The sequence below is a fragment of the Enterococcus sp. E4-223 genome (genome assembly GCF_035727065.1).
Taxonomy (GTDB): Bacteria; Bacillota; Bacilli; order Lactobacillales; family Enterococcaceae; genus Enterococcus_B; species Enterococcus_B faecium.
Genome location: NZ_JAPMLH010000002.1, coordinates 74,629 through 89,417 on the forward strand (window position 1 = coordinate 74,629; position 14,789 = coordinate 89,417).

The 14,789-nt window shown below is 39.0% G+C and carries 15 protein-coding genes; 10 read left to right on the forward strand and 5 right to left on the reverse strand.

Annotation, left to right across the window (positions count from 1 at the left end):
- Positions 1-7: 7 nt before the first annotated feature.
- From OS139_RS03085 to OS139_RS03100, 4 genes are read left to right on the forward strand one after another with little or no spacing between them, the layout of a single operon-like run.
- A complete protein-coding gene (locus tag OS139_RS03085; protein ID WP_002331576.1) occupies positions 8-1,789 on the forward strand; it encodes a V-type ATP synthase subunit A in 1,782 nt (593 codons plus the stop codon).
- On the forward strand, positions 1,782-3,158 hold the full coding sequence (locus OS139_RS03090; RefSeq protein ID WP_002292842.1) for a V-type ATP synthase subunit B: 1,377 nt from the start codon (positions 1,782-1,784) through the stop codon (positions 3,156-3,158). Before OS139_RS03085 ends, OS139_RS03090 begins: the two co-directional genes overlap by 8 nt.
- 6 nt (positions 3,159-3,164) lie before the next feature.
- On the forward strand, positions 3,165-3,800 hold the full coding sequence (locus OS139_RS03095; protein WP_002295103.1) for a V-type ATP synthase subunit D: 636 nt from the start codon (positions 3,165-3,167) through the stop codon (positions 3,798-3,800).
- A gap of 29 nt (positions 3,801-3,829) precedes the next feature.
- The gene (locus OS139_RS03100; RefSeq protein ID WP_002331574.1) at positions 3,830-5,185 is read left to right on the forward strand and encodes a TrkH family potassium uptake protein; all 1,356 of its coding nucleotides are present in this window, start codon (positions 3,830-3,832) and stop codon (positions 5,183-5,185) included.
- A gap of 191 nt (positions 5,186-5,376) precedes the next feature.
- On the opposite strand, the gene OS139_RS03105 is transcribed toward OS139_RS03100, so the two are convergent.
- Complete coding sequence (locus OS139_RS03105) at positions 5,377-6,771, reverse strand: aminotransferase-like domain-containing protein (RefSeq protein ID WP_002331573.1); 1,395 nt, start codon at positions 6,769-6,771, stop codon at positions 5,377-5,379.
- 91 nt (positions 6,772-6,862) lie between these two features.
- Between OS139_RS03105 and OS139_RS03110 the strand changes: the two genes are divergently transcribed.
- Together OS139_RS03110 and OS139_RS03115 are read left to right on the forward strand one after the other, a co-directional pair.
- Positions 6,863-7,834, forward strand: a complete 972-nt coding sequence (locus tag OS139_RS03110; RefSeq protein WP_002306180.1) for an ornithine cyclodeaminase family protein — start codon at positions 6,863-6,865, stop codon at positions 7,832-7,834.
- Positions 7,831-8,613, forward strand: coding sequence for a PhzF family phenazine biosynthesis protein (locus OS139_RS03115; RefSeq protein WP_002331572.1), 783 nt, complete (start codon positions 7,831-7,833; stop codon positions 8,611-8,613). The genes OS139_RS03110 and OS139_RS03115 overlap by 4 nt, the downstream gene beginning before the upstream one ends.
- A 168-nt stretch (positions 8,614-8,781) precedes the next feature.
- On the opposite strand, the gene gloA is transcribed toward OS139_RS03115, so the two are convergent.
- Entirely contained in the window at positions 8,782-9,153 is a 372-nt protein-coding gene (gene gloA, locus OS139_RS03120; protein WP_002295115.1) for a lactoylglutathione lyase, read from the reverse strand.
- A gap of 133 nt (positions 9,154-9,286) precedes the next feature.
- Between gloA and OS139_RS03125 the strand changes: the two genes are divergently transcribed.
- Positions 9,287-9,730: an NUDIX domain-containing protein gene (locus tag OS139_RS03125; RefSeq protein ID WP_002331571.1), complete on the forward strand. Its 444-nt coding sequence runs from the start codon at positions 9,287-9,289 to the stop codon at positions 9,728-9,730.
- Between the two features lie 48 nt (positions 9,731-9,778).
- On the opposite strand, the gene yidA is transcribed toward OS139_RS03125, so the two are convergent.
- Genes yidA through OS139_RS03140 form a run of 3 tightly spaced genes read right to left on the reverse strand, consistent with a single transcriptional unit; the run spans position 9,779 to position 12,788 of the window.
- Positions 9,779-10,588, reverse strand: a complete 810-nt coding sequence (gene yidA / locus OS139_RS03130) for a sugar-phosphatase (RefSeq protein WP_002292832.1) — start codon at positions 10,586-10,588, stop codon at positions 9,779-9,781.
- 18 nt (positions 10,589-10,606) lie between these two features.
- Positions 10,607-11,974: an HD domain-containing protein gene (locus OS139_RS03135; protein ID WP_002308544.1), complete on the reverse strand. Its 1,368-nt coding sequence runs from the start codon at positions 11,972-11,974 to the stop codon at positions 10,607-10,609.
- Positions 11,958-12,788, reverse strand: a complete 831-nt coding sequence (locus OS139_RS03140) for a lipoate--protein ligase family protein (protein WP_002313475.1) — start codon at positions 12,786-12,788, stop codon at positions 11,958-11,960. Before OS139_RS03140 ends, OS139_RS03135 begins: the two co-directional genes overlap by 17 nt.
- A 162-nt stretch (positions 12,789-12,950) precedes the next feature.
- Here OS139_RS03140 and OS139_RS03145 point away from each other — a divergent pair, with 162 nt between their 5' ends.
- The 3 genes from OS139_RS03145 to OS139_RS03155 all read left to right on the forward strand — a co-directional run bounded on the left by OS139_RS03145 (position 12,951) and on the right by OS139_RS03155 (position 14,779).
- The gene (locus tag OS139_RS03145; protein WP_002331570.1) at positions 12,951-13,388 is read left to right on the forward strand and encodes a DUF1934 domain-containing protein; all 438 of its coding nucleotides are present in this window, start codon (positions 12,951-12,953) and stop codon (positions 13,386-13,388) included.
- A 75-nt stretch (positions 13,389-13,463) separates the two neighbouring features.
- On the forward strand, positions 13,464-14,084 hold the full coding sequence (rpoE, locus tag OS139_RS03150; RefSeq protein ID WP_002292825.1) for a DNA-directed RNA polymerase subunit delta: 621 nt from the start codon (positions 13,464-13,466) through the stop codon (positions 14,082-14,084).
- A gap of 188 nt (positions 14,085-14,272) precedes the next feature.
- Positions 14,273-14,779, forward strand: a complete 507-nt coding sequence (locus tag OS139_RS03155) for an RNA polymerase sigma factor (protein ID WP_002331569.1) — start codon at positions 14,273-14,275, stop codon at positions 14,777-14,779.
- Positions 14,780-14,789 lie beyond the last annotated feature (10 nt).

The window sequence follows — 14,789 nt, forward strand, 5'->3', positions numbered from 1 at the left end:
AGAAATTTTGCAAATTGGAAAAATCATAAAAGTCTCCGGACCTCTTGTAATGGCTGAGAACATGTCTGATGCCAGTATCCAAGACATGTGTCTAGTGGGAGATCTAGGAGTTATCGGAGAAATTATCGAGATGCGTGGCGATGTGGCGTCTATTCAAGTATATGAAGAGACTTCTGGAATTGGTCCAGGCGAACCGGTTCGCTCTACTGGTGAAGCTTTATCTGTTGAATTAGGACCAGGGATCATTTCACAAATGTTTGACGGAATCCAACGGCCATTAGATACCTTTATGGAAATCACACAAAGTAATTTCTTAGGGCGCGGAGTTCAATTGCCCGCATTGGACCATGAGAAAAAATGGTGGTTCGAACCAACAGTAGAAGCCGGAGAAACGGTGAGTGCTGGAGATGTTATCGGGATCGTAGAAGAAACAAAAGTTATCAAACATAAAATCATGGTGCCAAATGGGATAAAAGGTACGATCAAAACAATCGAAAAAGGTTCATTCACTATTGATGAAACAGTATGTGTCATTGAAACCGAAAATGGTGACAAAAATTTGACGATGCTTCAAAAATGGCCAGTAAGACGTAGTCGGCCAATCAAAGAAAAATTAAACCCGGATGCACCCATGATCACTGGACAGCGAGTGATTGATACATTCTTCCCAGTGACAAAAGGAGGAGCAGCAGCTGTACCTGGTCCTTTTGGTGCAGGGAAAACAGTCGTTCAGCATCAAATTGCAAAATGGGCCGATGTGGACATGGTTGTCTATGTGGGATGTGGCGAGCGTGGAAATGAGATGACGGATGTTTTAAATGAATTCCCTGAATTGATTGACCCTAATACAGGAGAATCGTTGATGGAACGTACGGTATTGATTGCTAATACATCAAACATGCCAGTAGCGGCTCGAGAAGCTTCTATCTATACGGGAATCACAATTGCGGAATATTTCCGTGACATGGGTTATGACGTTGCTATCATGGCAGACTCCACTTCACGATGGGCAGAAGCACTTCGTGAGATGAGCGGACGTTTGGAAGAAATGCCTGGTGATGAAGGTTATCCAGCTTATCTTGGTTCACGGCTTGCGGAATACTATGAACGATCTGGAAGAGTCATTGCATTAGGATCAGAAGCTCGCGAAGGAAGTATAACCGCAATCAGTGCTGTATCGCCGTCTGGAGGGGATATTTCGGAACCAGTCACACAAAATACATTGCGGGTCGTAAAAGTATTCTGGGGTCTTGATTCCAGTTTAGCCCAAAAAAGACATTTTCCTTCGATCGATTGGATACAAAGCTATTCTCTTTATTCAACAGAAGTAGGGAAGTATATGGATCATATCCTTCAAGCTGACTGGGCATCCATGGTCACCGAGGGCATGCGTATTTTGCAGAAAGAACAGCAGCTGAATGAAATCGTGCGTTTGGTAGGGATTGATTCCCTTTCAGATAATGACCGTCTGACATTAGAAGTGGCAAAATCCATTCGTGAAGATTATTTGCAGCAAAATGCTTTTGATGATGTCGATACATTCACTTCAAGAGAGAAACAATTCAAAATGTTGAAGATGATCTTGACCTTTGGTGAAGAAGGACGCCGTGCGTTGTCGTTAGGTGCTTATTTAAGTGAGATCATGGACGGTACCGTATCGATTCGTGAAAGGATCGGACGAAGCAAATATATCCCGGAAACAGAATTAGAAAAACTAGATCAAATTATTGGTGAAATCAAGCAAACGATGCAAACGATCGTTTCAGAAGGAGGCATGAGCAATGATTAAAGAATATCGTACGATCGGTGAAGTCGTCGGTCCATTGATGGCGGTTGAAAAAGTTGCTGGTGTCAAATATGAAGAATTAATCGAAGTCCGTATGCAAAATGGCGAGATTCGTCGTGGACAAGTATTGGAAGTCCAAGAAGATAAAGCAATGGTCCAAATATTCGAAGGAACAAGTGGTATCAATTTACGTGACTCTTCTGTACGATTTTTAGGCCATCCTTTAGAACTAGGTGTATCGGAAGACATGATCGGTCGAGTATTCGATGGTTTGGGACGACCGAAAGATAACGGACCAGAGATCCTGCCTGAAAAGCATTTGGATATTAACGGAGAAGTAATCAATCCAGTAGCTCGGGATTATCCAGATGAGTTTATCCAAACAGGTATCTCTGCAATCGATCATTTGAATACATTAGTTCGTGGGCAAAAATTACCAGTATTTTCTGGCTCTGGTCTTCCTCATAAAGAATTAGCTGCTCAGATCGCGCGACAAGCAACGGTACTCGATTCATCAGATGATTTCGCCGTAGTCTTTGCTGCTATTGGAATCACTTTTGAAGAAGCAGAATTTTTCATGGAAGATTTTCGTCAAACGGGCGCAATCGACCGTTCTGTCATGTTTATGAATTTAGCAAACGACCCTGCAATCGAACGTATCGCTACTCCTCGTATGGCTTTGACTGCTGCAGAATATCTTGCTTATGAAAAGGGAATGCATGTTTTGGTTATCATGACAGACATGACCAACTATGCAGAGGCATTGCGAGAGATTTCTGCAGCACGGCGAGAAGTTCCAGGAAGAAGAGGATATCCTGGGTATCTTTACACGAACTTAGCTACTTTATTCGAACGAGCAGGAAGAATCCGCGGACTAAAAGGATCGGTTACTCAAATTCCGATTCTAACAATGCCAGAAGACGATAAAACTCATCCAATCCCTGACTTGACTGGTTATATTACAGAAGGACAGATCATCTTGACTAGAGAGCTTTACAAGAGTGGGATTCAGCCACCAATTGATGTACTCCCGTCTCTTTCGCGGTTAAAAGATAAGGGAACTGGACCCGGAAAGACAAGAGAAGACCATGCAGCTACGATGAATCAGCTTTTTGCAGCCTATGCACAAGGAAAACAGGCAAAAGAATTAGCCGTAGTTTTAGGTGAATCTGCTTTATCTGATGTAGACAAGATCTATGCGAAGTTTGCTGAGCGGTTTGAAAAAGAATATGTCAATCAAGGATTCTACACGAACCGTTCGATTACTGAAACACTTGATCTAGGGTGGGAACTGCTATCGATGTTGCCAAGAACCGAATTAAAACGAATCAAAGACGACATGCTGGACAAATATCTGCCAGAAGGGAAGTGAGTTCTGATGGCACGATTGAATGTGAATCCGACCCGCATGGAATTGACTCGATTGAAAAAACAGTTGACAACTGCCACAAGAGGGCATAAATTATTAAAAGATAAGCAAGATGAACTGATGCGTCAATTCATCCTGTTGATTCGAAAGAACAACCAGCTGCGTCAAGAAATGGAAGAGTCTATGACAGAAGCAATGTCTGATTTTGTATTGGCAAATGCTTCGATCACGGAACCTTTCATCGAAGAATTATTTGTTTTGCCGGCGGAAAACGTTGATTTGTCTATCGTAGACAAAAATATCATGAGTGTAAAAGTACCTGTGATGAATTTTGAATATGATGAACAGCTGACAGACACACCTTTGGAATACGGGTATTTGAATTCCAGTGCCGAACTGGATCGGTCAATCGATCGGTTTACTACCCTGCTTCCAAAACTTTTGGAACTGACAGAAATCGAAAAAACTTGTCAACTGATGGCGAGTGAAATCGAAAAGACACGTCGGCGAGTCAATGCATTAGAATATATGACGATCCCTCAATTAGAAGAAACGATCTATTATATTCGTATGAAGCTGGAAGAAAACGAGCGCGCAGAAGTAACAAGGTTGATCAAAGTAAAAAATATGGGTACCACTGACTAAGTGGTATCCTTTTTTAAAAGAGGAAAACGATGATTAAACAAAGCAAACAAATAAAGAAACGCTTGCCGGCTGTTCAGCTTCTCGCATTAGGATTTTTTCTCCTGATTTTAATTGGCGGCGGCCTACTTACCCTACCATTTTTTAGTAATAGTGGGCATGGGACAAATTTTATCGATGCGCTTTTCACTGCAACTTCTGCTGTCTGTGTAACGGGATTGACAACATTGAATACAGCAGAGCATTGGAACAGTGCTGGTCAATTTTTGATCATGCTTTTGATTGAGATCGGCGGTCTTGGTTTTATGATGGTTCCGATTCTATGCTTTGCATTGATAAAGAAGAAAGTCAGTCTCAGCACACGTATTATATTAAAAGAAGCGCTGAATCTAGAAGAAGTATCAGGTGTGATGAAGCTCATGCTTTACATCCTGAAATTGGCCTTTGTGATCCAACTGATTGGTACGGTTGCTTTATCTTTTGTATTCGTGCCTGAATTTGGCTGGTTGAAAGGTATCTGGTACAGTTTGTTCCATGCAATCTCTAGTTTTTGTAATGCAGGGTTTGATTTGTTAGGAGACAGTTTAGCCAATCACCAGCAAAATGTTTATTTGATCATGGTGGTATCTGCTTTGATCATTTCTGGTGGGTTAGGCTTCATCGTATGGCGTGATTTACTGGAATATCATCAGAAAAAGAAGATGACGATTCATTCAAAAATCGCATTAACCGTTACAGGTACCCTTTTATTAGGCGGATTCGTTGTGTTCTTTTTCACAGAGCGCAATGGGGCAACGCTAGTGGAAGGGAATATGTTTCAACGATTGGCAAACACCTTTTTTATGAGTGTGACACCTAGAACAGCTGGATATTATTCAGTTGATTACCTCCATATGAGCCATGCAGGTCTGATTTTAACGATGTTTTTGATGTACATCGGCGGAACATCTGGGTCGACGGCCGGCGGATTGAAAACAACTACGTTAGGTGTGTTGCTGATCCAGATGCGTTCGATGTTGAAAGGACGTACGAGAGCGGAAGCATTTGGCCGTACCATCCGACAAGGCGCAGTGTTGCGGGCACTTACTTTATTTTTTGTTACGTTGACGTTGTGTGTAGTCGCCATCATGATTTTATCGGTGACTGAAACGATACCTAAAACTTCTGGCATCGAATATATTGCTTTTGAGGTCTTCTCTGCGTTTGGTACAGTAGGTCTTACGATGGGATTGACGCCAGACTTGACTGCAATAGGGAAATTGATCATTATAGCGCTTATGTACATTGGACGAGTTGGTGTATTGACTGTGGTCTTCTCTCTGATGACAAAAGCACAAAGAACACAATCAAAATACAAATATCCAGAAGAAAGTGTCATGATTGGATAATTTCATCTTCTGACAGAAACCTAGTGATTTAGTAAAATAAGAAAATAAAATAATTTTTCTTGCTTCTTGGATACTTTAAGTGCAAAATGTTCGTTTATTTTTTGAGGCACTACCCGTTGTTGAACCTCGGGTAGTGCTTCTTTTTTATTGAAAGGAATCAATAAGATTTGATTCCTTTATTTATCAATAGGTTATAATTCATATTTTTTTATTTTTTCTTTTACGATACTTAGTCCAGAAGCTAAAATTTCAAGGTTATTAGAGGATAGGGAAATTCGAACGAATGCATCTGGTTGCGCACGTGTAGTAAAGCGTCTGGAATGATAAAGTCGGATACCGTTAGCAAGAAAGTCATTCTCAATTATCTTAGGGTCAATCTCAGGATCAACTGGAAGAATTCGATAGTAAGGGACACGATTCGTTGGTTTTTCTACTTTGAAAAGAGAATCAAAAAGCTGATTGGCTCTTTTCGTAAGACTTAATTTAGTTTCTAAGATCCTATTTGCTTCATTTGAATGGAGGATTTGAGTGATGACTTCCACATCTAATCCAGAAGTTTTCACATTTATATTAAAAATTGCTTGTTCTATCTTGCTTTGGACATGTACTGGAACTACAAGATAAGCAACTCGCAATCCAGAACAAATAAATTTTGTCATTCCAGCTAAGTAGATTGTTTGGTTAGGTAATAATTTTTGGAAAGGAGGAATGATCGTATGTTGATAGTAAGTTGTTAAAAATGAATGGATATCATCTTCAATAACCCATAGACCTTCTTTTTCAATCACTTCGGCTAATTGCTCTCGTCTTTTGTGAGAGATTTGAAACCCTATAGGATTATTACAAGAAGGCATAAGAAAGACACCATGAATCTTCTTTTTTCTACATTCCTGAATCAATATATCAGGTCGCATTCCTTGCTCGTCAAAATCAATTGGAACGATCTCTAAATGATATAACTGAGCCAATTCAATGAAATTAGCGTATGTATATCGGTCTGTTGCTATTCTATCACCTGGAGAGAAAAGTGCAGAAAGTGTGATAGCCAATCCATTTTGAACACCGGAAACAATAGATAGAGATTCTAAGGACGGAATGACTCCTTGAGTTTTTAACCAATTTGCTGCAGTAGTCAATTGAAAATTTGTGCCTTTGGGATCTTGGTAATTAAGCAAACCAACAAGATTTGGGTTATTACTAGTTGATTGAATAAACGGGACAACGAATTTATTACATTCTTCAAAAGAACTAACCAGACCAAAATCAATGATATGTTCGGTTACTTCATTGGTAGAGAGGGTGATGGACTCAAAGACATTGGGAGAAATAAATGTGCCACTTCCAATATTCGTATACAGCAAACCTTTCTCAATTCCATATTTATAAGCCTTGCCAACGGTAGTAAAATTTAAATCTAAATAATCAGCTAGCTCTCTTTGGGAGGGTAACTGAGTGTTTTTCTGTAATTTATTCTTTAAAATATCTTGTTCTAATTGTTGAATCAACGATCGATAATAAGGACGCTTCAATTTTTGTTTGTCTGGTCGCCAAGTTAACGGGTAATTGTCATAAGAATTAATAGGCATTTTCTCCACTCCTTAAAATTGTATACCATACAATTTTACCATTGATTGTATTGATTTTAGAAGTTAATCTTTTGTGAGGAGGGAATTGTCTATGAAAATTATTAATTTTGAGGAAGTAGTAGCTTCTTTTAGTTTTGAAGAAGCGATTCAAGTAATGAAAAAATGTTTTTTTGATTATGAAAGTGGTAAAATCAGCCAAAATCCTCGATTGGTGGAAATTTTACCTGACGGAAAAGACAAAAATATGTTTGCGATGATGCCTGCTTATTTGGGGGAGAATAGATATTTTGGAACAAAAGTCATTACCGCTTTTCCGGATAATCATCAGTATCATTTACCTTCTCATTTAGGAGAGATTTTCTTGTTTGATGCTCAAAACGGACTACCCAAAGCATTGATAAACGCAAATGCAGTCACCTGGATTCGAACAGCTGCTGTATCTGCGCTGGCAACAGATTACTTAGCAAATCCGCATGCAGAAACACTTGCTTTAATTGGAGCTGGTCAACAAGCATTGTCGCATTTGACTGCGATTTCTACCATTCGTCCCATCACTACAGTGTTTGTTTACGATATTTTAGAAGAAAGACGAAATACTTTTATCGCTAAAGCTAAAAAACAGTATCCTAAAATAACGTTTATAAATGCAATATCAGTAGAAGATGCAGTACGTCCAGCGGAAATCATTTGTACGTTGACCTCTAGTAAAGAGGCATTTCTTCAAAAAGAGTGGGTAAGGGAAGACGCACATATCAATGCTGTGGGCACATTTACTCCTGATACAAGAGAGATAAGTACATCGTTGATGGAAACTTCTCAAATCTATGTAGATGATTACTCAGCTGCCTTAACAGAAAGCGGGGACCTGTTTATAGCCATGGCAGAAGGAGATTTAGAGGAATCTTGTATTGTTGGTACATTAGGCGAATTAGTTTCTGAGAAAAAAACATTTTATAAAGGAGAATCGAGGCCGACGATTTTCGACGCAGTTGGTCTAGCTATTGAAGATCTTTGTTGTGCAGAATATATTTATAACAAATTAGAGAAAGGGGCTTTAAAATGAACTTAGATTATTACGTAGTTGATGCATTTGCAGATGAGGTGTTCAAAGGAAATCCAGCAGCGGTTTATGTGCTAGAAGAATGGCTGCCAGAAGGTACGATGCAAAAAATTGCCATTGAAAACAATTTATCTGAAACAGCATTTACAGTGAAGAAAAACCAAGAATTTGAGCTTAGATGGTTTACGCCAGATCGAGAAATCGATCTTTGTGGTCACGCGACATTAGCAACAGCATTTGTTTTATTTAACTATTACAAAATACCTGATGAAACGATTAAATTTTCTACTCAAAGCGGTAATCTATTTGTGACAAGAAGTAAAGATTATTATTACATGGATTTTCCTAGTATTATGCCGAAAAAAGTGCCGATATTGACTGAATATGAAGAAGCAATTGCGGCTAAGATTAAAGAAGCCTACTTAGCACGTGATTTATTTTTCGTATTAGAAGATGAAAAAACGGTGGCTAAATTGCAGCCAGATTTTACAGCTATCAAAAATTTTGAATTAGGAATAGGAGTCATCGTGACAGCAGAAAGTGTGCAAAAAGACTTTGTTTCTAGAACCTTCTTTCCAAAATTAACAATCAATGAAGATCCAGTATGTGGATCAGCACATTCTAATCTTATTCCTTATTGGGCAGAAAGAATGAATAAAACAAAATTGTCAGCTCATCAAATGTCATCAAGGGGCGGGGATCTAGAATGTGAATTAAAAGAAGATCGTGTGATAATAGGAGGAAAAGCAGTTTTGTTTTCTAAAGGTACCTCGTTTATTTGATTTCTTTCAAATGAATTAAAAATAAATTGGTGGAGAGTGGCAGCCTTATAGCTACAATGGTTGTTAAAAAAAGACGCAAACTTTTTCAATTTAATGAAAAGTTTGCGTCTCATTTTAATTATTGGTGTTTGTTTTTTATTCAATCAAGAGTAAAATGCCCCATACTAACTATCCTCGGATGACTTCGATTTTATAACCATCAGGGTCAATGACAAAGTAGTAAGAAGGCGCAGTGCCAGGTAATCCTTTTAAGTCAGTAATCTCAAGACCAGCAGCTTTATGTTGCTCGTGTAATTTTTCTAGATCATCAGCTGCAATAGCGATATGACCATAGCCGTCTCCTAGATCATACGCACCATGATCATAGTTGTAAGTCAACTCTAATTCATAGTCATCCCCAGGAAGTGTCAAATAAACAAGTGTAAATTTGTTTTCTGGAAAATCACGGCGGCGGCTTTCTTCAAAACCAAATGCCTTTTGATAAAATTCGATTGATGCTTCAAGATCTTTCACTCGAACACATGTGTGAGCCATTTTCATAGATTCATCTCTCCTTTTCCTTTTACTCAATCATAACAAAAAGAAGTAAGGAAATAGTTGATTTGTGCTTGTTCATGAGAAATTTCTCATGTAAAATGGATAGAAAATAAAACTGTTAAGGTGGAAACTATTCATGGATAAACCAATTTTTGGTGAAAAAAAGCAATTTGCTGATTATCAAACCCGTTATGCAGCATATATTGTCATAGAAAGAGATCAGCAGATTGCAGTAATCGAGGCTCCAAATGGTGCTTTTTTTCTTCCTGGCGGGGAAATTGAAGGAGAAGAGACGAAAGAAGAAGCGATTGTCCGTGAGCTGATAGAAGAAATGGGAATTGTGGCAGAAATTTCTTCTTATCTGGGAGAAGCTGATGAGTATTTTTACTCGAATTATCGTGCAACTTATTATTATAATCCAGGATATTTCTTTGTTGCTGATTCTTGGAAGCGTATAGGAGAACCAACTGAAAAGACCAATAAAATTTGGTGGGTGAGCCCTCAAGAAGCACTTGATAAATTGAAACGTGGCAGCCATCGATGGGCAGTCGAGAGATGGATCGAAAAAAATAATAAATAAAAACTGAAAGAAAGCGAGTAGACCAGCTTTCTCTCAGTTTTTTATTTATTACAGAACGTATTTTTTGATTGCTTCAGCTACACCGTGTTCGTCGTTCGATGAAGTGATGACATTTGCTGCTTCTTTGACAAGAGAAACGGCATTTCCCATAGCTACTCCTAGACCAGCATATTCAATCATGGATAAGTCGTTCTCGTTATCCCCTATAGCCATGATTTCATCTTGGTCAATACCAAGATGTTGTCCAAGATTCGCAACTGCCGCACCTTTACTTGCTTCTTTATTTAGTACTTCGAAGTAATAGGGTGCACTTTTGACCGTTGTGTATTTATCACGGAAAGTTTGCGGTAAACGTGCAATTGCTGCGTCTAAAATTTCTGGTTCGTCGATCATCATCATTTTGACGATGTTCATGTCTGGTGTCATTTCTTCAGGTGTTCGATATTTTAGCGGCATCTTGACTAAGCTTGCTTCGTGTATCGTATAAGCGCTGATATCTCGATTAGGTGTGTAGATTGCTTTGTCATCAATCGAATGGAGATGACTGCCAACACGGCGTGCCATCACTTCGATTTCTAGAAAATCTTCATGAGTCAGACCGTGACGGGCGATGATTTTACCTGATTTTGTTTGTTGTACGAGTGCCCCATTATAAGTAATAACGTAATCATTATCTTGAAAAAGGTCCAGCTCGTTTAACTGTTCTTGGACACCTGGTAAGGGGCGACCAGTACATAAAACGATTGAGACCCCTTTTGCAACAGCAGCGGCAATCGCTTCTTTTACTTCTTTTGTTACTTCTCTTTTCTCATTTAATAAAGTACCATCGATGTCGATAGCGACTAGTTTGATAGCCATAATTTCCTCCAATATATTTTAGTTTATTTCAATCAATGCGCCATTACGGATATGGCTGGCAAATTCTTGATAAGTTTCATCAAATAAATCATAATGATCACGCAAGGATGGGTCAACCATTTCTTTTGGAAAGAAAAATCGCTCATCTCCTTGTTCTTGTCCCGCTAAAGCGGCAACAAGCTGACTAACCTGTGATAATTCTATCAAAGTTCCGTCATTTCGCAAAATCTCGATTTGCGTGCGATGTCTGCCTTGTTCTGGGCGATAAAAATCATAAGGCAGATCGTAGCTAGAGTTGACAGCAGTGTAATAAACAGGGTTATAGCCGACCTTTTCTACTAACAAAGTGAGTTTTTGAATCAAATTTGAATCCCGGTTGCCAGAAAAAGTGGCGGATTTCAGTGGTTTACGATTCAAAAAACGTTTAGCTAAATCATTTAAAATAGGATCAGCAGATTCAGACCATTGAGTAAAGTAAGTACCCAAGACCCCATCATCAAGTTTGAGGTATTCTTCTAAAGTAAAGCTTCCGTCAAGAAATGGCAAGAGTAGTTGAGAGTGTAGTTCAAAACTGCTGGCATCTTCTTGATACAACTCGTGCGCGCGATGAAGCAGATGCTCCAAGATCACTTCCATACCACGGGAAACAGGATGGAAGTACACTTGCACATACATTTGATATCGGCTAACGATATAATCTTCCACTGCATGCATGCCGCTCATGGAAAAGGCGATCCCGCCTTCATATGGACGAATCACACGTAATATTCGGGTAAGGTCAAATGTTCCATACTCCGTTCCGGTGAAATAAGCATCCCGAAGCAAATAGTCCATTCGATCTGCATCGATCTGGCTGGAAATCATTTGGACAACTTGCGGATTAGAGTAGGTTTTTTGGATCACGCTCGCTACTTTTTCAGGAAAACCTTCTTCTACTCGGTTAAGGATCTGATACACCTCTGTTTCTGGAGAAGTGATGATCTCTACAGTGATAGCCTCGTGATTCGTATGGAAGATGTGCTCGAATGTATGAGAGTAAGGACCGTGACCGACATCATGCAATAGTGCCGCACATAAAGTTACCAGCCGTTCCTGATCATCCCAGCCTCCGTTGCCTATCTTTTCTTTTGGAAAATTTCGAGAAAAGATATCGCAAATTCGTCTTGAAATCTCATAAACACCTAATGAATGGGTAAAACGGCTATGTTCTGCTCCGTGAAAAGTGAAAGAAGCAGTGCCTAATTGTTTGATTCGTCGCAGACGTTGGACTTCTTTCGAGTTGATCAAATCTAAGATTACTTGATGCTGGACATGGATATAGTTATGGACTGGGTCACGAAAAACTTTCTCCATAGGCAGCATTTGATATTTATAAGGGGTTGTCATATTGTAGCTCCTTTATGTTATTGCGTTGTTCCATTCTCTGGATTTGGTTGTTCCATTGCTCCAGCTGGATTTCTTTTTTTAGCCAGTCGGTAGAATCCAGTAAATCACTTGCAGAATACAGCTTTTCAAAAGCTTTTGCAAATGCTTCTTTGACTTCTTCTACGAGAAGGGGATGGTCAAGCAGTTCTTCAAGTGTTGCCATTGTGGCAGGATCAACTGCAGGATAGCCATTTGTACCAAAGCCTTCTTTTAAAGCAGATTGATAAAATCGTTTCATGACTTGCCCGCGCTTTTCCTGATTACCGTTGACACTTAAGTACATCATAACAGAAATCCCATTTTTGATGCGACGCTGAGCGATGCCGGCAAATTTTTTGCCATGGATGCTTAAATCATAAGTTCCAGGACAATAAGAATGGGTGATTTCGAATGCTTGAATCGGTGCCTTAGGAAAGGCGTATTTAGTCAATCGAAGCATTTGCTCGTAAGCTTCATCGATGGTTATTTTTTTTTTGTCATTCTGGGGGAAAATCAAAGAAATATTCAAAATCCCTTCGTCTGATACGATTCCTAATCCACCTGAGTTTCTGATTATCGGAGCATAACCTGCATCTTTCAGTGTTTGGATCCCGTCTCTAAGAAAAGGTGTCCGAACATCTTTCATACCTAAGATGACGGTGCAGTCATATTGCCAGAAATGCAAAAAGATCTGCTGGTGTTCTTTGGAATATTCCGTTAATATATCTGTTAATGCGAAAGGGGAAAAGTCGTTTTTTTGATAAATGTGCTGATCTAGTCGAATCGCAGGGTTCATTCAACCGGCTCCTTTTTATAAATTCATATTTTCTACAATATTATACTCTAAATTCAAGGAGTTGTTTTGGAAAAAAGGTTTTCTGTAAAAATGGACAAGTTGGTTGACAAAACAAAAGAAACTAGGAACAATGTAGCTATGAGAAGTAAAGGAGAATGAAGAATGGAATTATCACAAGGAACACCGATTTCGATCAAATTGCGTACAAAAGTGAAACAACAAGGGGAAATGCAAGATTTTTATTTTGATTTGAAAGGGCAAATGGTGACGATTGGCGATACGCTGTACATACGGTATAAAGAGATGCAAGAGGAAACAGGCGATGAAATCCCTGTAACGATCAAATTAGTTCCAGATGGTCATGTACAGCTGATTCGTGCAGGAGAAATGCGAATGCGTTTGAAATTTGGTTATAAAGAACGGTTAGAAACAGCCTACCGAACACCATACGGTATGATTCAGATTGCTACCTTTACGAAAGAACTGCATGTAAGTTTGAAAGACCGTCCCACAGCAGGAAAGGTTCGAATCGATTATGATCTGTTCATGGGACCGGAAAAAATCGGCGAATATTATTTGACCTTGGATTTTACAGCGTAAATATAAAAGAAAAGTTTGATTTTTTGTGTCTGATTTTGTATGATAAGGAGTAGACTGTGAAAGGACGTGTCCTGATTGGAAATTAGTGTATTTGAAGGTGCAAACAAAAGCGAATTATCAATGATCGAAGTAGCACACGCGATCTTAGAACAACGTGGCGATGTCATGGATTTTTCTGATTTAGCTAACCAGATCCAAAACTATCTTGGGAAATCAGACAGTGAAATTCGTGATTCACTCGCACAATTTTATACTGACTTGAATATTGACGGCAGCTTTATCTCATTAGGGGATAATCGTTGGGGCTTGCGTTCATGGTATGCTATCGATTCGATCGATGAAGAAGTAAACCATGGAATGGACGAAGAGGATGAAGATACTCCACGTCGCCGTAAACGCAAGAAAGTCAACGCCTTTATCAATGATGATGAAGACGCGATCGATTACAATGACGATGACCCAGAAGATACAGATCTGACAGAAGAAGATGACGATGATCTGTTTGATGACGATGATGATGAAGATGAAGAAATCGCTGCTTATAATTCTGACTTGCAAGAAATCGGAGCAGATGACCCGACAGATGATGAAGAAGACTTGCCAGGAAATATCGAAGAAGATTTAAGTATCATAGACGAAGACGATGATGATGAAGATTATGAAGAGGAAGAATTTTCTGACTCTGAAAAAGAATAAACATTATTTTCTTACGAGAGGTTGTGACAGAGACGATCAGCCTATCAGAATAAGGAGGTGTGACACGATTTTTGTCACACCTTCTTTTTTGTATATAAAAATCCCAAGTAAATACATAAAATATAAAATAATTGAAACTTTTAGCGCACCTTGTACGTCATATTAAGTGAGGCAGAAAGGAGTGGAGAATGATTTTTACTGGATATAAGAAAAAACGGCAGATCGAAAAATACCGTCACCTGCTGAATGGACTCATCGAAACTGATTATCAAAAAATGTTCCGTATCACGATGAATTACGTACATGATAAAGAAGAGGCCTTAGATGTGATGCAAGATAGTTTTCATAAAGCCCTGAACTATTTTGAAAAAGAAAAAGAGATCGAGCATTTTAGTGCATGGTTTTATCGGATATTGATCCGCACGGCATTAGATAGTTGGCGCAGACAAAAAAGGACGCCTGTGGACTTATTTGAAATTCAAGATATCCCCCAACAGTTACCTTTAGAAACTTCCGTTGCAGAGCTCCATATGATTTTAGATAAAATAGACAGTCCGGAAAAAGAGATTCTGATCCTCTACTTTTTTGAAGGATTTCGTTTGAAAGAAATTGCGACTATCTTGGATGTGAATGAAAACACAGTTAAAACGAAAATGTACCGCTCATTGAATGCTTTACGTCAAATCCTAGAATGAAGGAGAGAAG